At 72.3% G+C, this 20,355-nt stretch carries 18 protein-coding genes; 7 read left to right on the top strand and 11 right to left on the bottom strand.

What is annotated here, in order from left to right; translation table 11 throughout:
* Nucleotides 1–38: 38 nt before the first annotated feature.
* Together ACGFIM_RS33785 and ilvD are read left to right on the top strand one after the other, a co-directional pair.
* Nucleotides 39–1,259 carry a saccharopine dehydrogenase family protein gene (locus tag ACGFIM_RS33785; protein ID WP_393208926.1) on the top strand — a complete coding sequence of 407 codons (1,221 nt, stop codon included), beginning with the start codon at nucleotides 39–41 and terminating at the stop codon, nucleotides 1,257–1,259.
* Nucleotides 1,260–1,335: 76 nt separating this feature from the next.
* A complete protein-coding gene (gene ilvD, locus ACGFIM_RS33780) occupies nucleotides 1,336–2,985 on the top strand; it encodes a dihydroxy-acid dehydratase (protein WP_393208923.1) in 1,650 nt (549 codons plus the stop codon).
* A 296-nt stretch (nucleotides 2,986–3,281) separates the two neighbouring features.
* Here the strand turns inward: ilvD and ACGFIM_RS33775 are convergent, their stop codons facing one another.
* The 8 genes from ACGFIM_RS33775 to ACGFIM_RS33740 all read right to left on the bottom strand — a co-directional run bounded on the left by ACGFIM_RS33775 (nucleotide 3,282) and on the right by ACGFIM_RS33740 (nucleotide 11,023).
* Complete coding sequence (locus ACGFIM_RS33775; protein ID WP_393208920.1) at nucleotides 3,282–3,668, bottom strand: STAS domain-containing protein; 387 nt, start codon at nucleotides 3,666–3,668, stop codon at nucleotides 3,282–3,284.
* 41 nt (nucleotides 3,669–3,709) lie between these two features.
* On the bottom strand, nucleotides 3,710–4,687 hold the full coding sequence (locus ACGFIM_RS33770) for a phosphotriesterase (protein ID WP_393208917.1): 978 nt from the start codon (nucleotides 4,685–4,687) through the stop codon (nucleotides 3,710–3,712).
* 60 nt (nucleotides 4,688–4,747) lie between these two features.
* Nucleotides 4,748–6,148 (bottom strand): methionine--tRNA ligase, encoded by a 1,401-nt coding sequence (metG, locus tag ACGFIM_RS33765; protein ID WP_393208915.1) that lies wholly within the window; start codon nucleotides 6,146–6,148, stop codon nucleotides 4,748–4,750.
* A gap of 154 nt (nucleotides 6,149–6,302) precedes the next feature.
* Complete coding sequence (locus ACGFIM_RS33760) at nucleotides 6,303–6,761, bottom strand: universal stress protein (protein ID WP_393208912.1); 459 nt, start codon at nucleotides 6,759–6,761, stop codon at nucleotides 6,303–6,305.
* Nucleotides 6,762–6,841: 80 nt separating this feature from the next.
* Nucleotides 6,842–7,468 carry a DUF998 domain-containing protein gene (locus ACGFIM_RS33755; protein WP_393208909.1) on the bottom strand — a complete coding sequence of 209 codons (627 nt, stop codon included), beginning with the start codon at nucleotides 7,466–7,468 and terminating at the stop codon, nucleotides 6,842–6,844.
* A gap of 185 nt (nucleotides 7,469–7,653) precedes the next feature.
* Nucleotides 7,654–8,577 (bottom strand): anti-sigma factor RsbA family regulatory protein, encoded by a 924-nt coding sequence (locus ACGFIM_RS33750; RefSeq protein WP_393209262.1) that lies wholly within the window; start codon nucleotides 8,575–8,577, stop codon nucleotides 7,654–7,656.
* Nucleotides 8,578–8,756: 179 nt separating this feature from the next.
* A complete protein-coding gene (locus ACGFIM_RS33745; RefSeq protein WP_393208906.1) occupies nucleotides 8,757–9,869 on the bottom strand; it encodes an SRPBCC family protein in 1,113 nt (370 codons plus the stop codon).
* Nucleotides 9,870–9,931: 62 nt separating this feature from the next.
* On the bottom strand, nucleotides 9,932–11,023 hold the full coding sequence (locus ACGFIM_RS33740; RefSeq protein ID WP_393208903.1) for an FAD-dependent oxidoreductase: 1,092 nt from the start codon (nucleotides 11,021–11,023) through the stop codon (nucleotides 9,932–9,934).
* Nucleotides 11,024–11,265: 242 nt separating this feature from the next.
* Between ACGFIM_RS33740 and ACGFIM_RS33735 the strand changes: the two genes are divergently transcribed.
* The gene (locus ACGFIM_RS33735) at nucleotides 11,266–11,580 is read left to right on the top strand and encodes a hypothetical protein (RefSeq protein ID WP_393208900.1); all 315 of its coding nucleotides are present in this window, start codon (nucleotides 11,266–11,268) and stop codon (nucleotides 11,578–11,580) included.
* A gap of 284 nt (nucleotides 11,581–11,864) precedes the next feature.
* On the opposite strand, the gene ACGFIM_RS33730 is transcribed toward ACGFIM_RS33735, so the two are convergent.
* On the bottom strand, nucleotides 11,865–12,965 hold the full coding sequence (locus ACGFIM_RS33730; protein ID WP_393208897.1) for a glycosyltransferase: 1,101 nt from the start codon (nucleotides 12,963–12,965) through the stop codon (nucleotides 11,865–11,867).
* Between the two features lie 38 nt (nucleotides 12,966–13,003).
* Here ACGFIM_RS33730 and ACGFIM_RS33725 point away from each other — a divergent pair, with 38 nt between their 5' ends.
* From ACGFIM_RS33725 to ACGFIM_RS33715, 3 genes are all read left to right on the top strand, one after another.
* Nucleotides 13,004–13,822, top strand: coding sequence for a PIG-L deacetylase family protein (locus ACGFIM_RS33725; protein ID WP_393208895.1), 819 nt, complete (start codon nucleotides 13,004–13,006; stop codon nucleotides 13,820–13,822).
* A 49-nt stretch (nucleotides 13,823–13,871) separates the two neighbouring features.
* Nucleotides 13,872–14,930, top strand: a complete 1,059-nt coding sequence (locus ACGFIM_RS33720; protein ID WP_393208892.1) for a lysylphosphatidylglycerol synthase domain-containing protein — start codon at nucleotides 13,872–13,874, stop codon at nucleotides 14,928–14,930.
* A gap of 81 nt (nucleotides 14,931–15,011) precedes the next feature.
* Entirely contained in the window at nucleotides 15,012–18,407 is a 3,396-nt protein-coding gene (locus ACGFIM_RS33715) for a BTAD domain-containing putative transcriptional regulator (protein ID WP_393208889.1), read from the top strand.
* On the opposite strand, the gene ACGFIM_RS33710 is transcribed toward ACGFIM_RS33715, so the two are convergent.
* Nucleotides 18,376–18,945 (bottom strand): hypothetical protein, encoded by a 570-nt coding sequence (locus ACGFIM_RS33710; protein WP_393208886.1) that lies wholly within the window; start codon nucleotides 18,943–18,945, stop codon nucleotides 18,376–18,378. The two genes, ACGFIM_RS33715 and ACGFIM_RS33710, sit on opposite strands and share 32 nt — an antisense overlap.
* 169 nt (nucleotides 18,946–19,114) lie before the next feature.
* Here ACGFIM_RS33710 and ACGFIM_RS33705 point away from each other — a divergent pair, with 169 nt between their 5' ends.
* Nucleotides 19,115–19,651, top strand: coding sequence for a DedA family protein (locus ACGFIM_RS33705; protein WP_393208883.1), 537 nt, complete (start codon nucleotides 19,115–19,117; stop codon nucleotides 19,649–19,651).
* A gap of 400 nt (nucleotides 19,652–20,051) precedes the next feature.
* Here the strand turns inward: ACGFIM_RS33705 and ACGFIM_RS33700 are convergent, their stop codons facing one another.
* Nucleotides 20,052–20,276, bottom strand: coding sequence for a YegP family protein (locus tag ACGFIM_RS33700; RefSeq protein ID WP_393208880.1), 225 nt, complete (start codon nucleotides 20,274–20,276; stop codon nucleotides 20,052–20,054).
* Nucleotides 20,277–20,355: the final 79 nt, after the last annotated feature.

Genomic DNA, 20,355 nt, shown 5'->3' with positions numbered 1-20,355 from the left:
ACAACCCCCAAAACACTGCTAAAAGGGGACTTATCGCCATGCGTATCCTTCTCGTGGGCGCCGGCGGTGTGGGCACCGCCATCACCCGGATCGCCGCCCGCCGCCCGTTCTTCGACCACATGGTGGTCGCCGACTACGACCTCCCCCGCGCCAAGGCCGCCGTCGCCGCGCTCGGCGACCGCGCCGGGAGGTTCACCCCGGTCAGGGTGGACGCCGCCGACACCCGCGCCGTCGCGGACCTGCTCACCGAGCACCGCTGCGACGTGCTGCTCAACGCCACCGACCCGCGGTACGTGCTGCCGCTGTTCGACGCCGCGCTCACCGCCGGCGCCGATTACCTCGACATGGCCATGTCGATGTCCAAGCCGCACCCGGAGCGCCCGTACGAGGAGGTGGGCGTCAAGCTGGGCGACGAGCAGTTCGCCAGGGCGGCGGAGTGGGCCGGGCGCGGCCGGCTGGCGCTGGTGGGCATGGGGGTCGAGCCCGGTTTGGCCGACGTGTTCGCCCGGTACGCCGCCGACGAGCTGTTCGACGAGATCGAGGAGATCGGCGTCAGGGACGGCGGCAACCTGACCGTCGAGGGCTACGAGTTCGCGCCCTCGTTCTCGATCTGGACCACGATCGAGGAGTGCCTGAACCCGCCGCTGATCTACGAGAAGGAGCGCGGCTGGTACACCACCGAACCGTTCAGCGAGCCCGAGATCTTCGACTTCCCCGACGGGATCGGCCCCGTGGAGTGCGTGAACGTCGAGCACGAGGAGGTCGTGCTGGTGCCGCGGTGGATCCCGGCGCGGCGGGTGACGTTCAAGTACGGCCTGGGCGAGGAGTTCATCGGCGCGCTCAAGACGCTGCACGCGATCGGCGTGGACCGCACGGAGCCGGTGGCGGTGCGGACCGGCCGGGGCACGGTCGAGGTCTCGCCCCGCGACGTGGTCGCCGCCGTGCTGCCCGACCCGGCCGAGCTGGGCGAGCGCATGCACGGCAAGACCTGCGCGGGCACGTGGGTGAAGGGCGTCAAGGACGGCAGGCCCCGCGAGGTGTACCTGTACCACGTGGTGGACAACCAGTGGTCGATGCGCGAGTACGGCTCGCAGGCGGTCGTCTGGCAGACCGCGGTCAACCCGGTGATCGCCCTGGAGCTGCTGGCCGAGGGCGTCTGGACGGGCACGGGCGTGCTGGGGCCCGAGGCGTTCGACGCGCGGCCGTTCCTGGACATGCTCGTCGCGTACGGCTCACCGTGGGGCATGCGCGAGCAGTGAGGGGGCCGGACGAGCGCACCCGAACGGGACGTTGGATCATAAAGGTGCCCCGACCCGTACATGGGAGGAAGACCTCTTGAGCATCGCCGACGACCCCGATCGCGCACCTGCCCGCTCTCACCTGTACGCCATGGGACTGTCGGAGGAGGAGATGCGCCGCCCCGTGGTCGGCATCGCCTCCACCTGGACCGGCACCATGCCCTGCAACCTGAACCACCGCGACCTCGCCGCCCACGTGGCCGAGGGCGTGCGGGCGGCGGGCGGGCTGCCCATGGAGTTCAACACGATCGCCGTCTCCGACAACCTCACCATGCACACCCCCGGCATGCGCACGTCGCTGATCAGCCGCGAAGTGATCGCCGACTCGATCGAGCTGATGGGCCGCGCTCACCAGTTCGACGCGCTGGTGGCCATCGTGGGCTGCGACAAGACCGTCCCGGCCGCGATCATGGCGCTGGCCCGGCTGGACGTGCCGTCGGTGGTCCTCTACAGCGGCAGCATGATGCCGGGCCGCTGGCGGGGCAAGGACGTGACGATCCAGGACATGTGGGAGGCGCTCGGCGAGCGCGAGGTGGGCCGCCTCGACCAGTCCGAGCTGGACGACCTGGCCAAGCACGCCTGCCCTGGCGCGGGCACCTGCGCCGCCCAGTACACCGCCAACACCATGGGCGCGGTCGCCGACTTCCTCGGCCTCGCGCCGTTCGGGATCGGCGACATCCCGGCGGTGGCGGAGGAGAAGAACGCGGCGGCCCGCCGGATCGGCGAGATCGCCATGGACGCCCTCGCCCGCGACGCCCGCCCGTCGAAGGTGCTCACCGCCGACGCGCTGCACAACGCGATCGTCTCGGTGGCGGCCATGGGCGGCTCCACGAACGCCGTGCTGCACCTGCTGGCCATCGCCCGCGAGGCGGGGCTGCCACTGGAGATCGACCGCATCGGCGAGGTCTGCCGCGAGGTGCCGATCATCACCGGCCTCAAGCCGAGCGGCGGCGACTACACGGCGCTCGACCTGTGGCGGGCGGGCGGCACGTCGCTGGTGGTGCGCCGGCTGCTGGAGGCCGGGCTGCTGCGCGAGAACGTCACGCTGGTGGACGGCCGCACGCTGGCCGACGTGGCGGCCTCCGCGAAGGAGACGCCGGGCCAGCAGGTGGTGGCGAGCGCGGACAAGCCCTTCAAGAAGCGCGGCGCGCTGGCCATCCTGCGCGGCTCGCTCGCCCCGGACGGGGCCGTGCTGAAGCTGGGCGGCAAGGAGGACTTCCGCCACGAGGGCCCGGCCAAGGTGTTCGACTCGGAGAACGACTGCTACGTCGCCATCCAGGAGGGCCGCATCGTGCCGGGCGACGTCATCGTGGTCAGGTACGAGGGCCCGGCGGGCGGCCCCGGCATGCGCGAGATGCTGTCGATCACCGGGCCGCTGGTCGGCCGGGGGCTCGGCAATTCGGTGGCGCTGGTGACCGACGGCCGCTTCAGCGGCGTCTCGCACGGCCTGGTGATCGGGCACGTGGCGCCGGAGGCGTACCACGGCGGGCCCATCGCGCTGGTGCGCGACGGCGACACGGTGGTGATCGACAGCGCGGCCGGCACGCTCGACCTGCTGGTGCCGGAGGACGAGCTGGCCCGCCGCCGCGCCGAATGGAAGCGGCCCGAGCGCGAGGTCGAGCGCGGCGTGCTCGCGAAGTACGTCGCCACGGTCCGCTCGGCCTCCGACGGCGCGGTCACCGTCTGAGCCGGGAGCCGCCGCTGAACGGGCACGCGGACGCCCCTGGACCGGGCAGCGGCCGGGGACGGATATGCTGCGCAGTGACGTTTCGCGTGCCCTCACCTGAATGGAGACCTGCTCGATGATGAAGGAATTCGCCGTCGAGGTCGTGATGTGGCTTGTGCCGGTCGTGGTGCTGATCGGCGTGGCGCTCCTCGTCACCACCTGACCAACGGGCGAGTCCCTCCAAGACTCCCTCCAAGACGCCTGTCCAGGCTGCGCATGCGGAGAGCCCTCAGGGAGCTCTTCCAGCCGGGCAGGCGTCAGTCCGTGAACGGCGGCGACTCCGCCGCCTCGCTGAGCTCGGCGATGGCCAGCTCGGCCGTGCTGCGGATGTCGAAGAACTTGTCCAGCGCCGTGATGGCGAACAGGTGCTTGCACCGGCCGTTGAGCCCCGACAGCAGCAGCCGCCCGCCGGAGGCGGTGACGGCCTTGTGCAGGTAGACCAGCACCGACAGGCCGGAGGAGTCGCAGACGCTCACGGCCTGCATGTCGATGACGAGCAGCGGCGGCTGGGTGAGATCGAGGGCCTTGGTCACGCGGTCGCGGACCTCGGCGGCGGAGCCGAAGTCGAAGTCCCCTGTCAACCGCGCGATGACGCAGGGTCCTTGGAGTCCGAGGCTTATCGACAAGGCCTGCTCCGAAGTCACCCAGTTCCACCTACCCGCGTCGCTCTCCCGATCCACCCACTCTATGAGAAGTAGCGCTTCGGGTTGAACACCAGCATCTGCTCAATCTGGCCGTCGGTCACACCCGAGTCCCGCAGTGCGGCCAAGACGTCGTCGTGAATGTGATCGTAGCGCCAGTTCGGCGCCACCGCGTCGCGGGTCTCCTCCCATGAGCCGCCGAAATAGTCCATGAAGCAGGCCGTGTCGTGGCTGAGGACCATGCGGTCGGCGTAGCCGCGGGCGGCGAGCGCGGCGATCGTGGCCACGCGTTGCGCGGTCGGGTTGTACATGTCGAGGCCGAAGCGGTCCATCCCGAGGGTGGCTCCGGTGTCGGCCAGGCGCATGAGGTAGTCGAGATCGTTGCTGTCGCCGGCGTGCCCGACGACCACCTTGCTCAGGTCGACGCCCTCCTTGGCGAACAGGTCGAGCGCGAGCAGCCCGCTGCGGGCGCGCGCGCTGGTGTGGACGGTGATCGGCGCCCCCGTACGCAGGTGCGCCTGCGCCACGGCCCGGCAGATGCGCTCGACGCCGGGCGTGAGCCCCTTGGCCTCGACCACGCACTTGAGGAAGGCCGCCTTCACCCCGGTGTCCGCGATGCCCTCGGTGAGGTCGCGGACGAAGTCGTCGATCATCGGGTCGGGGCGGTCGACGAGCAGGCCGGGGCCGCGGTGCTCGTACTGGTGCGGCACCTCGTCGTAGGAGTAGAGGCCGGTGGCGGCGATGATGTTGAGCTCCGGCACCTGGTCGGCGACGCGCTTGACGCGCGGGATGTTCCTGCCGAGGCCCCACACGGTCGGGTCGGCGATCGTGCGCACGCCCTTGGCGGCCAGAGCGCGCAGCTTGGCGACCGCGTCCGCCACCCGGGCCTCCTCGTCCCACCACGCTCCCTTGCCGTAGTTGTCCACGTGTTCTGCGGCGAGCACGAACACGTGCTCGTGCATCAGGGTCTGTCCGAGTGCATCGACGTCGACGGGACCGCGAAGCGTCTCGACGGTGGGCACGCAGCACCTCCATACCGGGTGGTCGGTAGGCCGCCAACGTAAGCCCGGCCCCGAAGATCGTCAACGACCGCTGCGCGGGAACAGCGGGCGCGGCTTGGCCAGCCGGTCGCCGCCGACCGCCGCCGCCACCCGCCGCGCCGCCGTCGGCAGGAACGGCTCGAGCTGCACGGCCAGCTCCCGGCACGCGCCGACCAGCCGGCCCAGCGACACCTCCTGCGCGGCGCGCGGCTGCGCCCAGGGGCGGGCGCTCTCGACGTACCGGTTGGCCTCCTCGACGATGCGCCACACCTCAAGGGCCGCCCTGCGGAAGTCGAAGTCGGCGAGCGCCTCGTCGACCGAGACCTCGACCAGCGGCTCGTCCTGCGGCGGCACGTGGCCGTCGAGGAAGCGGTGCACCATGGTCGCGACCCTGCTGACCAGGTTGCCGAGGCCGTTGGCGAGGTCCTCGTCCGCTCTGGCGCGCAGCCGTTCCTCGGTGAAGTCCGCGTCGCCGACGCGCGGCACCTCGCGCAGCAGCCACCAGCGCACGGCGTCGGTCCCGTACGTCTCCACCAGCGCCACCGGATCGGCCCCGTTGCCCGCCGATTTGCTGATCTTCCGGCCGCCGGCCGTGATGTAGTCGTGCACGAAGATGGCGGTGGGCAGCGGCCGCCCCGCCGACAGCAGCATGGCCGGCCAGTAGACCGCGTGGAAGCGGATCACGCCTTTGCCCACGATGTGCACCTTGTCCTTCTCGTGCACCCACCACCGCTCGTACGCGCCGGGCTCGTCCAGCGCCGTCACGTAGTTGGCGAGGGCGTCCCACCAGACGTAGATGACCTGGCCGGGGTCGCCGGGCACGGGGATGCCCCAGCCGCGGGCGCGGGCGGCCGAGCGGGAGACGCTGATGTCGGCCAGCCCCGCCGAGACGAACGCGAGCACCTCGTTGCGCCGGGCTGCGGGCTCGATGCGCAGCCGGCCGCTGGTGATGAGGTCGAGCAGCGCGTCCTGGTAGCGGGAAAGCCGGAAGAACCAGTTCTGCTCCGACACCTGCTGCAGCGGCTCTGCGTGCCCGTCCGGGCAGGGGCCCTCCTGGTAGAACTGCTCGCAGCCCACGCAGTAGAGCCCCTCGTAGTGCCTCCGGTAGAGGTCGTGCTCGGTGGCCCGCCAGATCTCCTCGACGCCCGCACGGTGCGCGGGGTGCGCGCTGGTCCTGATGAAGGAGTCGAACGACACGTCGAGCGGCCCGCGCAGCGCCTCGAACGCGGCGGCGTTGCGATCGACCAGCTCGCGCACCGGCACGCCTTCCGCCTCGGCGGCCAGCACGTTCTTCAGCGAGTTGTCGTCGGTGCCGGTCTGGAACCGCACGGGCTCGCCGCGCCGCCTGTGGTGCCTGGCCAGCACGTCGGCCTGGACGAGCTCCAGCGCGTGCCCGAGGTGCGGGCGGGCGTTGACGTAGGGGATGGTGGTCGTGACGTACATCGGATGCCTCCGGAAAGCGGGGCCCCGGACACGACGAGAGGCCCCGGATAGCAGGGCCTCAATGTGGACGTGCCTATGGAAGCCCCCTAAGGAGCCATCATGCGGCGGCACGTCGTGATCATGTGGATAGCTTACGCCATGGGCGCGTCCGCTTTCACGCGTCTTTCCGGGGACCCGGGACGACCAGCACGGGCCGGTGCGCGTGGTGCAGCACCCGGTCGGAGGTGCTGCCGAGCAGCAGCGAGCGCACCCCGCCCAGCCCTCTGGTGCCGGTCACGATGAGGGAGGCGTCCAGTTCGTCCGCCACGTCCACGATGGTCGACCAGACCGCCACGGAGTCCACGTCGCATCTGGGGGTGGCCTCGAGCCCGGCCTCGCGGGCCAGCTCGGCGCCCTGCCTGGCCAGGTCGCTCATCGCCGCCCCGATCGCCTCGTCCTCGGCGCCCGCCTGGTCGATCGTCACCATGAGACCGGCCGACGCCCTGGCCGAGGTCATCGCCAGCCGCTCCCACACGGTCAGCACCACGGCGTGCTCGCCGGGGAACATCCGCCCCGCGAACTCGATGGCGGCCTTGGCGTCATCGGACCCGTCGTACGCGATCAGAATCGTCATCTCGTCAGCTCCTCGGGAGGTAGGTCAGGGCCTCCCTCTTTCCGGGAGCGCGGCGTTCACGCCCGAAAAGTAGATCTTTCTTACGCGAGCTTCCCGGCCAGGGCGGGCACCCGGCGGGCGGCCGGGTCGAGCATCGCCAGCCCGGCCAGGGCCAGCACCCCGAGCTCCGTGACGACCACGACCCGCTGGGTCAGCCCGGCGGGGATGTCGTCGTTGGACAGCGGGATGCCGAACATGCGCACCACGTACGGGACGACGACCAGCAGCAGCGCGCCCACGGCGATCATGCTGAGCACCCGCATGGCCCTGGCGTAGCGGACCTTCGCCCTGGCCAGCAGCAGCCCGGCGAGCGGCATCATGACGAACGCGGCGAAAGCGGCGTACCTGTGGATGCCGCCCGACAGCGACAGCGGCACGCCGGGCCGGTCGGTGGGGAACGCGCCCACCAGGAACATGCTCGCCGCCCACCCCAGCAGCAGGCCGACGACCCAGCGGCTCGCCCCCGACCGGCGCAGCGCCTCGGCGATCAGCGAGGCGCCCACGGTGAACAGGGTCAGCGACGCGGGCAGCAGCCAGCCGACGGACTGCCACACGTACTCGCTGATCACGGCGTGCATCGGGTCGAGGTCGGAGCCGGCGTGCAGGGTGAGCATCGCGCCGCTGCCGGCTCCGATGGCCGTTAAACCGCTGACAAGCAATCCCTTCATGCCTCCAAGCTCGTGCAACGCGGGCTCGGCGAACATCGGAGATCGGCCCGAACCCGCCCTGAAGGATCCCCTAATACCTTCGGCTGACTCGGCCCCGGGAACGGGCCCTGACCTGCGGTTTCCCAACCCTGGGTAGGGATTTCCCCCTCAGGGTGCCGGTGGTCTCCCCGACCCGGGTCAGGGGCTCAGGTGGTGAGGTCGAAGTAGGCGCGGACGGTGGTGGCGCCCGGGCGGGTGTGGATGCGGACGAGGTCGCTCAGCAGGTTGACGATCAGCAGGCCGCGCGAGCCCGCCTGGCGCGGATCGACCGGGCGGCGGCCCGCCAGCGGGTCGGTGATGTGGCCGCGGTCGCTGACCTCGCACACCAGCCGGCCGTCGGCCTGCCAGACGCGCAGCAGCCCGGACCCGCCGCCGTGGTCGAGGCTGTTGGCGCCGAGCTCGGCCACGGTGAGCCGGATGTCGTCGAGCCGGTCGCCCGCGATGCCCCGTGCCGCGGCCTCGCCGGCGGCCAGGGCCCGCGCGTCGGACAGGTTGCTGCGGTCGAAGCGGAGCGAGACGCAGCTCTCGGGCTCGGCGAGCGGCCGGTTGTGGCCCTCGACGACCTGTTCGGGCGCGTAGTCGGCGCTCGGCCGCGCGCCGGAGGCGTCGCGCAGCACGGGGTGGGTGCGCGCGACCTCGCCGATGACCTCGCCGCCGAGCGCCGCCACGTCGTACGGGCACATGATCGTCGCCGTCCGCCCCGCGAACGCCATGTTGATCAGCGCCTCGTGCTGCGCGCAGGCCGGATACTCGGCCGGAGTGCGCCCCGGCCAGACCGGCTCGCCGACGATCCGCACGTGGCGGCCGGGATGGTCGTCGGCGAAGCCGTGCAGCACGGCGGGGATGATGCGGCCGGGGTTGCGGCCCGCCTCGGCCATGTCGAGCATGAGCACGTCACGGGCGGCGGGGCCGAGCGCGTCCCTGATCAGCGCGAGGCGCGCACCGGGCACGGCCACCGCGACGGGGTCGCCGGCGGCCAGGCCCTCGGTCACGAAGGCCGTGGTGGCAGCCACATATTCCCGCTCACTTCGGTACAGAAGCGCGGGATGGTGGAACGGGTCTGCCGGCATCAAGCCATCAGGCTACCGAAGGTTGGTGTCATCACCGCACTTCGTTGGGTACCTCATGGGTGTGAAGAGAGTTCGGATCGTTCAGCGTCCCCGTCCGGCCAACCGTCCCTTGCCCCTCGATCTCCGCACCCCTTCCGGCCGGAAGCTCCCCTTCTGAGCCGCCCGCGGCAGCGCGTGCGTCATCCGCGCAGGCGCTGGTTCACCCACTGGTGGAAGAGCGAGATGTGGTGCTCGCTCGGCACGAGCACCCCGCCGTCGCGGTAGGCCCGTGACGACATGCCGGGCTGGGTGCGCTCGCACGCCTCGAAGTCCTGCTCGTTGACCCGGTGGAACAGCTCGACCGACGACGACACGTCGGCGCCCGACTCGATCACGTCGGGGTGGTAGAGCCAGTCGCACTCGACCACCGTCCGGTCCACGGCGAGCGGGAACATGCGGTGCAGGATCACGTGGTCGGGCACCAGGTTGATGAACACCTGCGGCTTGACGGTGATCGCGTAGTAGCGGCGGTCCTGCTCGGGCGTCACGTCGGGCAGCCTGCCGAAGCCGGGGCCGCCGTCCACGGTGAACCCCTCGACCCGCTCGGCGAACTCGGCACCGTGGCCGACGTAGTACTGCGCCGCGTAGCCGCCGGCGAACTCCGGGAGCACGGCCGTCAGCTCCGGGTGGATGGTGGCGCAGTGGTAGCACTCCATGAAGTTCTCGACGAGGAGCTTCCAGTTGGCCTTGACGTCGTAGACGATGCGGCGGCCGAGCGCGAGGTCCTCGACGTGGTAGTGCTCGATGGCGGCGGGGTCGCCGAGGCGTTCGGTGGCGGCGTGGGTGACGGTGTCCTCGAACGAGGGCGGCTCGGCGGCCAGGCAGACCCAGGCGTAGCCGAGCCATTCGCGCAGGTGGACGGGGATCATGCCGTACGCGACCCGGTCGATGTCCGGCATCTTGACCAGGTTGGGCGCGGCGGCGAGGCGGCCGTCCAGGTCGTAGGACCAGGCGTGGTAGGCGCACCTGATCGTCCTTTTGACCTCGCCGGCGTCCTCCACGCATAAGCGCGCGCCGCGGTGCCGGCAGACGTTGAGGAAGGCGCGCAGGCGGTCGTCGCGGCCGCGCACCACGATGACGCTCTCGCGGCCGACCTGGACGGTCCTGAACGCGCCCGGCTTGGCCAGGTCGGCGGATCTGACCGCGCAGAACCAGAGGCTCTCGAAGATCTTCTCCTGCTCCTCGGCGAACGCCTGGGGGTCGGTGTAGGCGCTTCCTGGAAGCGTGGGGATCAAACTCGACGTGGTGGTCAACCGGCACCCCTTGTTGCGTATTACGCACCGAGTTGCTCTATATGCGACATAGTCAGGCGGGCTCAGGGGGCTGTCAAGAGGTAGCTGCTGTAGCGGCGCAGCAGCACGGTGTAGACGCGCGTCATGAGGCCGTCGGGCAGCAGCCCGGCGATCGGCCGCTGCATGTCGGTGGCCTCGGTCGCGGCCAGCCTGGCGGGCCTGCGCACCACCTTCGACCTGGCCCGCTCGTACGCCCGCAGATCCCCGATCGACCGGGTGAGCAGCCAGGCGTCCTCGAGCGCCTGGTTGGCCCCCTGCGCCATGGTAGGCGGCATGGTGTGCGCCGCGTCGCCGGCCAGCGTGACCGGCCCCCTCCCCCACACCCTGGGGATCGGCTGGCGGTGGTGCGGGAAGAAACCGATGTCCTCGATCGCCGCCAGCACGGACGGCACCGGCTCCGCCCAGCCGCCGAACCGCTCCCGCAGCCGCCCGACCACGTCCGGGTCCCCGGCCCAGAACGGCCGCCCCGGCGCCGACCTGACATCGAACCACCACAGCAGGCGGCCCCCGCCCGCCGGGATCAGCCCGCACAGCCCCTGCCGCCCGGCGACCATCACCGCCCTGCGCGACTCGGTCAGCGGGGTCGGCGCGGTGATGAATCCCTGCCAGGTGACCCACGGGCTCAACGTGGCCCGGTCGGCTCCCCACAGCGCCGCGCGCACCACGGAACGGCGGCCGTCGGCGCCCACCAGCACATCGCCGCGCACCGTGCGCCCGCAGGAGAGCCGGACCTCGGCACACTCGGGCACCACGTGCTCGGCGCGCGCGCCGTACGTCACCGGCACGCCGTCGGACAGCAGCTCCACCAGCTCGCCGCGGGCGACGTGGACGACCGGGTGGCCGAAGCGGCGCTCGGGCACGGTCAGGTCGAGGGTGAGCAGGCGGCGGCCGTCGGCGGCCCACGACTCCAGCGTCTCCAGGCGGCGGCCGGCGCCCGCCCAGCCGGCCTTCAGCTCCTCCAGGATGGCCGTGCTGCCGGGCCAGAGCGTGACGGACCCGCCGTCGGTGCGGGGCTCGGGCGACTCCTCGTACACCTCGACGTCGTGGCCCGCGCGCAGCAGGCCGCGCGCGGTGGCGAGCCCGGCGACGCCGGCTCCGATGACGATCACCTTCATCACGACCCCTCGCTGCCGGCACGCGGCCGTGCGGTTCTGCCGCTACCCCGTGCGGACGAGATCGTGCGGGGCGGGCACCGCGCCTTTACGCTCGCCTGATACGCGTGGTGTTAGTGGGGTGCAAGTGACCATTAAGTCACCCCCCATATCGTGCTTTTCCGTAAGTTGAACCAACGGAAGGCACATACATGACTCCCCCTCGTCGCATCGCCGTTGCGGCCGCGACGCTCACTCTTGCCGCGATGACCACCGCGTGTGGCGTGTTCGGCCAGGCCGTCGACTGCACCACCGCGGCCAACGAGGCCGTGAAGATCACCACCGAGTGGAGCAACGCGATCGGCGCAGGCGCCGACAAGGACGCCGTCGCCTCGGCCTCCAAGACCGCGGCCGAGAAGACCCGGGAACTCGCCGGCAAGTACGAAGGCGAGGTCAACGCCGCTCTGACCGACCTGGCCGACGGCTTCGCCTCGATCGAGAACGGCGACCTCGCCGGCGCCACCGACCTGATGAGCAAGGTGAACGGGTTCCAGACCAAGATCACGTCTGCCTGCTCCTAAGGGGGACCCGCGGCCGCCGTGACCACCTGTGGGGGACGGGTGGGGGCGGCCGTGGCCGATCCGGGCCGGGAGGGCCGGTGTGGCGCGCGGCAGGGGGCAAGCGCCACGCCGGTCCTCCGGGCACCGGCATCGCGAAGGAGGCCTGCCCGGCGGGCGGCATCGCGGAAGGGCTACGCGGTGCGGGCGCGCCGGGCGGCCTCATCCGAAGGGCGGCCTCGTCAAGGACGGGGTCTTTGCGGACGGGACCGTTGTGGGCGCGGTCGTGAAGGCGGGGGCGTACAGGGCTACGCGGGGCGGGCGCGGCGGGCGGCGATGGCCTGCTCGTACGCGCGGTCGAAGCCGTCGAGCACGGCATCCCAGGAGCCGGCCGCAGGGGGCGTCGCGCGGTTGTGCGCGGCGATGGCGGCCCGCAGCTCCGCGTCCCTGCACAGCCGGGCGACCGCCGCGGCCAGCTCGCCGAGCGAGCGGCCGAGCAGGCCCTCGACGCCGTCCTCGACGAAGTCGGCCACCCCGCTCTGCGTCCGCGCCACCACGGGCAGCCCGGCCGCGCGCGCCTCGAGCGCGGCGATGCCGAACGACTCGCGCGGCGCCGGCGCGACGAACACGTCGGCGGACTCCAGCACCTTGGCGATCTGCTCGCGGGTGTAGCGGCCGGGCAGCGAGACCCAGCCGGTCATGCCGTGGCGGGCCAGGAAGCGCTCCATCTGGCCCCTGGCCGGTCCGTCGCCGACGATCGTGGCCCGCATGGGGATGTGGGCCGGCACCTGCGCGCGGGCGGCCAGCAGCAGTTTCAGCAGGCGTACGGGCTGCTTGCGCGGGGCCAGGCGGCCGACCGCGACCACGTGCACACCTGTCCGGGGGCCGGGCGCGCCCGGGGGCGGCGCCCAGCCGGACAGGTCGAGGCCGTTGGAGACGACGCGGACCGGCACCAGCGGCCCCGCCACGGCGCGGATCGGGGCGGCGGCGGCGTTGCTGACGGTGGTGGCCACCAGCCGCCACCGCTCCCACCCGTACGCCAGCCGCAGCAGCCGGTAGAGCGACCGCGTCAGCGGATCCCACATGCTGTGGACGGTCACCACGCACGGCACGCCCGCGCGGTGCGCGGCGCGCACGCCCATCCACGCGAACGGCGAGACCGCCCCGGCGTGCACGTGGACCACGTCGGGACGCGCCGAGGTGATGCGGCGCGTGAGCCGGCCCACCCCGAACGGATGGACCGGCAGGTCGAACGGCATGGGAGCGACGATCCGGTGAACACCGGGCAGCGGCTCCCCCCTGGTCGCCGTGGCCACCGACACCTCGTGCCCGGCCTCCCGCTGCACGCGCACGAGATCGGCGACCTGAACCTCGATCCCCCCGAGTCGCGGCAGGTAACAGTCACTCACGTGAAAGATCCGCACCCCTCTCAGACTAATCTGGGCCTGTGCCTCCACGTACCGCTGTGTTCTTCCATGCCCACCCTGACGACGAGGCCCTGCTGACGGCGGGCACCATGGCGAAGCTCGCGGCCGAGGGACACCGCGTGGTGCTCGTGGTGGCCACCGCGGGCGAGCGCGGCCTGGCCGACATGGAGCCGGGCGAGGCGCTGGGCGAGACCAGGCTCAGGGAGCTGTACGAGTCGGCCGCGTTGCTGGGCTGCGCCCGCGTCGAGTGCCTCGGCTACGGCGACTCCGGCCTCAGCCCGCAGGGCGGCGTCGCCGACGAGCGGCCCGACAACGCGTTCATCGACGCCGACACGGAAGAGGCGGCCAAGGCGCTGGCCGCCATCCTCCAGGAGGAGCGCGCCGACCTGCTCACCATCTACGACCCGGCGGGCGGCTACGGCCACCCCGACCACGTCCAGGTCCACCGGGTGGGCAGGCGGGCGGCGAAGATCGCGGGCACGAAGATCGTCTTGGAGGCGACGGTCAACCGCGACCCGCTGCTGCGGCTGCTGCGGCTGGCGAGCAGGTGTTACCGGTTCCCTCCCGAGTTCGACATACGCACGTTCGAGAGCGCGTACTCGCCGGGCGAGGTCATCACCCACCGGGTCAACGTCCGCAAGTACGCCAGGCAGAAACGCGCCTCCATGGCCGCGCACGCCTCGCAGGCCACCGGCGGCGACACCGACCGCACACTCGCCGTCATGCTGAAGGTCCCCCGCCTGCTCTACCGCTACGTCTTCGGCACCGAGTGGTACGTCCGCCGCGACGTGCCGCCCGGCACTCGGCTGCGTCATCCTTTCGATGGGTGGCCGGCCTGATACTCATGGGGGACGCACGGGTCCCGGCCGACCGGCAGACTGGACCCCGATGAAGAACAAGTGGCTCCAGATCAGCCTTTCCGTGCTCTCGCTCGGCCTGGCCGTGCTGCTCGTGGTCTACCTGCCGCAGATCGTGCGGACGCTGACCGGCAAGCCGGTCTCGTGGAGCGAGATCGGCGCGCAGTTCGCCGCGCTCACCGGCGGCGAGATCGCGCTGATGACGGCGCTGTGGCTGCTGAGCCTGCTCGCCTACACGTTCGTGCTGACAAGCTCACTGCCCGGCCTCAACAACCTCCAGGGCCTGACGCTCAACGCGGCGGGCAGCGCGGTGAGCAACCTGCTGCCGTTCGGCGGGGCCGTGGGCGTGGCGGTGTCGTTCGCCATGACCAAGGGCTGGGGCTTCGGCAGCCGCGCGTTCGTGGTGATGACGCTGGTCAGCGGCATTTGGAACACGCTGTTCAGGTTCATCCTGCCCGCCGTCGGCATCATCGCGCTGCTGGCCGCGGGCAAGGCGCCCAACGCCACCGTCGCCAACGCGGGCTGGACGGGCGCGATCTCCATCATCGCGCTCTGCCTCGTCGTGGCCGCCGCGCTCTACTGGGACCGCGCCGCGCAGGCGCTCGGCAGGGCGCTCGACGGCATCACCCGGCTGCTGCGGCTGAAGAAGGTGCACGCCTCCGAGGCGTTCCACCGGCTCCGCGCCGACACCGCGGACGTCGTACGCACCCGGTGGCCGGGGCTCTCGCTCGGCATGATCTTCTTCCTCGGCTTCCAGTGGGCCATCATGGCGGCCTGCATGTCGGCCACCGGCGCCTGGCCCGGCCCTGCCGAGTCGATCGCCGTCTTCGCGCTGTCGCGGGTGCTGACCAGCGCCCTCATCACGCCGAGCGGCGCGGGGATCATGGAGGGCGGGGTGGCCGCGCTGCTCATCGCCTTCGGTGTGGCGAGCAGTTCGGCCGTCGCCACCGCACTGCTTTTCGGCTTCTGGACTTACACTATCGAGATCCCGTTCGGCGGTCTGGCACTCGGCGCCTGGGCACTGCTGCGCAGGCGGGGCGGCCGGAACGCCGACGCAGAGCCCCCGTCCGCGATCTCGAAGGCCACCTAGTGACAATCCCAATCCCAACGAGTGCTATTCGACCACGGCCCTTGTGCGTGATTCGCAGGCCCGCATAGCGTGGCGGCTGACATGGTGGCGTTCCGAGTTCTGGGGCCAGTCGAGGCGTACGAACAAGACGACGAACTCGACCTCGGCGGGTTGCGACAGCGGGCCGTCCTGGCCCGCCTGCTCGTGGCCCGCGGTCAGGTCGTGCCCGTCGACACCCTTCTTTACGACTTGTGGGACGACGACGCGGCCAAGGGCGCGCAGTCGGGCCTGCAGGTCTACATCTCACGCCTGCGCAGAGTGCTGGAGCCGGGCCGTCCCCGCGGGGGCCCCAACCGGCTGCTGGTGACGGTCGCGTCCGGCTACGCGCTGCGCGTCGCCCCCGACCAGGTCGACGCGCTCAGGTTCGAGCAGCTCGTCCGCGCCGCGGGCGAGCACCTCGAAGAGGGCGACCCGCAGGCCGCGCGCAGCCGCCTGGAGAAGGCGCTCGGCATGTGGCGCGGCACCCCCTACTCCGACTTCGCCGACCAGGCATGGGCCGAGGCCGAGGTCAACCGCCTGACCGAGCTGCGCCTGGTCTCGCGCGAGCGGCACGCCGACACGGGGCTGCGGCTCGGCCTGCACGCCGAGACCGTTCCAGACCTGGAGGCGCTGACCACCGAGCACCCGCTGCGCGAGGAGGGCTGGCGGCTGCTGGCGCTCGGCCTCTACCGCTGCGGCCGGCAGGGCGACGCGCTGGCCGCGCTGCGGCGCGCCCGCAACATCCTGGCCGACGAGCTGGGCATCGACCCCGGCCCCGCGCTGCGCAAGCTGGAGTCCGACATCCTGGCCCAGTCGCCCGAGCTGGATCTCGCGCTGCCCGCGCGCGCCGCACGGCCCGCGCCGCCGGTCACCGACACCTGGCCGCCCCGGCCGGCCGCACACGTCGAGCCGCCGCCGCTGGAGCCCGAGCCGTTCGTCGGCCGCGACGCCGAGCTGTCCAGGCTCACCACGGCGGCCCAGCGCACCGGCAGGTTCCAGGTCGCGATCGTGACCGGCGTGGCCGGGGCGGGCAAGACGACGCTGCTGCGCCAGCTCGAAAGCAGGCTCGCCACCGACGGCTGGACCACCGCCTCCGGCGCCTGCCCCGACTCCAGCGCCACCCCGCCCGGCTGGGCGTGGGTGGAGATCCTGCGCGCGCTCATCGAGCGGTTCGGCGCGGGCGAATACGCGCAGCTGCTCGCGCCGCTGCTCGACGACACCGCGCCCGACCCCGACGAGGACGAGGCGTCGGGCGGGTTCCGGCTGCACCGCGCGGTGGGCGGCTACCTCGCGGGCGTGGCGCGGCGCGGCCCCGTGCTGCTGACCGTCGAAGACCTCCACTGGGCCGACGACCAGACGCTCGCGCTGCTGCGCGCGCTGCCCAGCCTGCTCGCCACCAGCAGGGTGCTGCTGGTCGTGACGTGCAGGGAGGGCGAGCTGGACGACCGCCAGTCCGACGTGCTCGCCGCCCTGGCCAGGCTCGGCCCGGTGCGCGTGGGGCTGTCGGGGCTCGACCCGGCGGCGGTCGCCGAGCTGGTCAAGGCCACCTGCGTACGCGAGATCGACGAGGACGCCGTCGAGTCGATCGTCGAGCGCACCGGCGGCAACCCGTTCTTCGTCCGCGAGACCGTGCGCCTGCTCGACGCCGAGGGCGCGGCCGACCGCGCCAGCGCCACCGAGGTGCTCTCGCAGGTGCCGTCCGGCGTGCGCGACGTGCTGCGGCGGCGCATCTCGCGGCTGCCCGCGGGCGCGCAGCAGATCCTGCTGCAGGCCGCGGTGATCGGCCGTGACGTCGACCTCGACGTGCTCATCGCGGTGGCCGGCGACGAGGACGCGGTCATCGAGGCCGTCGAGGCGGCACTGCTGGCCGGCCTGGTGACCGAGCCCGGCCCCGGGCTGCTGCGCTTCGACCACGACCTCGTACGCGACACGATCTACTCCGACGCCTCCCGGCTGCGCCGCACCCGCCTGCACGCGGCGGTCGCGGCGGCGATCGAGCGGCACACGCCGTCCGACGTGGCGGCGCTCGCCCACCACTACTTCCTCGCCGACGCGGCCGACAAGGCGGTCCACTACTCGGGCCTCGCCGCCGAGCAGGCCGAGCGGCGCTTCGCCCACCGCGAGGCGGCCACGCTGTGGGAGCAGGCGATCGCCGCGTTCGACCGTTCCCGCGCCGACGAGCAGGGCGACCAGGCGCGCGAGCGCGCCAAGGAGCGGCTGAACCTGATGCTGCGGCAGATCAGGGCGCTCGCGCTCTGCGGCGACATGCACGCCGCGCGGCTGCTGCGCCGCCAGGCCATGGACGCCGCGCTGCCGCTCGGCGACCTCGAGATCACCGCGAAGGTGGCGGCCTCGCTGGCCGTGCCGCACAAGGGCATGGCGCGCGACTTCACCCGTACGGCGTGGGAGATCGTCGACGTCACCGAGAAGGCGCTCATGGAGCTGCCGGAGGGCGAGCAGCGGCTGCGCGCGAGCCTGCTGACCACGCTGGCCTTGGAGCTGGAGGGCTCCTCTTCGCCCGAGCGGGGCAGGCAGGCCTCGCTGGAGGCGCTGGAGCTGGCCCGGCAGAGCGGCGACCCGGCGCTGATCGCGGCGGCGCTGAGCGGGCGGCTGCGGCAGTCGTACGACATCCCGGCCGTCGACTCGCGCGAGAGCATCGGGCGCGAGCTGCTCGAGGTGGCGCAGCGCTCGGGCCAGATGGCCACGCAGGCGCTGGCCCACCTGGTGCTGCTGGAGTGCGCGGCGGCCAGGGGCGAGTTCGCGGTGGCCGACGAGCACGCCGCGGCGGCCGACCAGCTCGCCAAGCAGTACGACCTGTCCGCGCCCGCCGCGGTCGTGGTCTGGTACTCCGGGCAGCGGCTGATGATCTCCGGCGACTACGAGGGCGCCGAGCGCGCCTACCGCGAGGCGGCCAGGATGACCGCGCGGGCCGGCATGCTGGAGGGCCGCCAGGACCTGCCGCTGATCACCACGTTCTGCCTGCACCTCGTCGCCGGGCGGGCGGCCGAGATGGTCGCGCCGCTGGCCGAGGCGCACCAGCGCGGCGCCAAGTGGACGCTCGACGCGTACGCGCTGGCGCTGGCCTCCGCCGGTCGCCTCGACGACGCCAGGGCGGTGGCCGCCACGCGTCCGCCGGTGCGGCCCGACTTCCTCTACGAGCTGGCCATGACCTGGCGGGCGCTGGCCGGCATGCTGCTCGACGACCGCGAGCGCATGGTCGACTGCTACGACAAGCTCAAGCCGTTCGCCGACCGGGTGGCCGGCGCCGGCACCGGCGTGGTGGCGCTGTGGCCGGTGGCGCTGACCCTCGGCGACCTGGCCATCCGCCTGGGCCAGCCCGACGCGGCCAGGCAGCACTACGAGAAGGCGCTGGAGGTCGCCGAGCGGATCGGCGTGCCGCGCTGGGTCGAGGCGGCCAGGCAGTCGGTCAGCAGCTCACTCGGAAACGGCGGCTCTTGACGGTCTCGCCGCCGCCGGTCGTGAGCTCCACCCGGTACCACCCCGGGCTGCCGGACAGCTCCGCGCGCCACTCGACGGCCCGGCCGGCGGCGGCGAACCCGTCGTGATCCGACAGGTACGTGCGCCAGGTCTTGGTGGCCGGGCTCCAGCGGGTCAGCTTCCAGCGGTAGAAGACGGTGCCCTCGGGGTCGGGGTTGGCCAGGTACGTGCGGGCCACGTACGAGCGGGCGCAGCCCGTGCCGCGGGCCCGCACGGGGCTCACGGTGACCACGCCGGGGATCGCCGCGGCCTGCCCGTCGGTTGCGAGCCGCCCGCCCCCCGCCTGGCCCTGGCCCTGCTCCCCGGCCGGGGACGTGCTCGCGGCCGGGAGCACCGTCGCGGTCGTCGCGGTCCTGGCCGGCTCGGCGGTGGACGCGGTGTGTGCGGTGCCGTAGGCGGAGAAGGCGACGCACGCGCCGGTGAACGCGAGGGCCGCGGCGAAGAGCTTCGCCGCGTTCGAGGTCCTGTTGATCAGAGCGATCGCGCTTCTCACCGGCATCGTCACCACCCCTTCTCGCTCGCCTCTAGAGTGAGACGGGGCGCTTGAGCACCGGTTGTCGGTGAGTTACACCCTCTGCGGGCGGCTTGCACCCGGGTATGGCAGCCGGGCCTAGGCTGAATTAAGGTAAGGCTGTCCTAAGAATTTCGGGAGGGGTGGTGGGCCGTTCATGTGGCACGCGATGATGGCCGTCCCCGCCCCCACCCAACCGTTCTGGCTCAACCTGCCGTACTGGCTGGTCGGGGTCCTCCTCATGGTGGCCCTGTTCGGTGCGTTCCAGGTCTACTACTGGGTGGGCCGCAAGCTCGGCGAGAAACTGTACGAGTCGCGCGTCGGCGTCAAGATCGGCCGCGACCGCATCGCCAAGATCGAGAGCGTCGTCGAGCGCTGGGGCGCGCTCGCCGTCTACGGCTGCTTCTGGGTGCCGATGCTGCGCCACACGCTGCCCTGGGTCGCCGGTGCGCTGCGCGTCTCCTACCCCTGGTACGTCGTGGCCAGCGCGCTCGGCTGCGCGACCTGGGCGCCCATCTGGTGGTTCGGGCTCACCGCGCTGGTGTGGGGCTGGCTGGAGCTGGCCGCGCGCTCGCCGATCACGGCCGCCGTCGCAGCCGTGCTGGCCGTGGCGGCGGTGGCCTGGCTCACGGTACGCCGCCGCCGCAGGCGCCGCGCCGCCGAAGCTCAGCCCCTGATCCCTCAGGACTCGTAACCACCCCGGCTCTGACCGAGCAGCCCCAGCCCCGGCTCCACCCGCACAACCCCGCTCACACAGGGATGGAGCTGGATCCGTCCGCATGATCCCGCTTATTCAGGCACAAACCCGGTTCCGCTCACACAGCACCGGCCGGGCAGGCGCGGACCCGGCCGGACCGCCGCGCCCGCGCGACCACGGGCGTGGGCGCTCAGCTGTGAGCGACCTGCCCGACCAGCGCTGGGCGACCAGCCCGGCCAACCCTGGGCAACCGGCCCGGCCAGCGCTGGGCGACCAGCCCGGCCAACCCTGGACGACCAGCCCGGCCAACCCTGGACGACCAGCCCGACCAACCCTGGACGACCAGCCCGACCAACCCTGGACGACCAGCCCGACCAACCCTGGGCGGCCGGCTCGGTCAGCTCTGGGCGGCCGGCTCGGTCTGGACGACGACCGGGGCGGGCGTGCTGTGATCCTCGATCACCGCCCCGGGCGCGGTCCTGCGCACGGTTTCGATACCGTTCACGCATGCCACTTTGGTGGGGAACCCCTCCCCCACCGCCAGCGTCTGCCCGTTGCCGGCGACCAGCGCGAACCGGTATCCGCCCTGCTCATCACCGCTGATGACGAACTTTCCCGTCATGGCCAACAGCCCCCCGCCATATCGGATCTATGAAGGATTTACCCCCATCTGAGCGCGACGCGTGGCCCAGTTCGGCAAA

Origin of the sequence: Nonomuraea sp. NPDC049309 (genome assembly GCF_043196965.1) — a bacterium.
GTDB lineage: Bacteria > Actinomycetota > Actinomycetes > Streptosporangiales > Streptosporangiaceae > Nonomuraea > Nonomuraea fastidiosa.
Note: the sequence above shows the minus strand (reverse complement) of the source record. Positions and strands in the feature narration are given on the sequence as shown.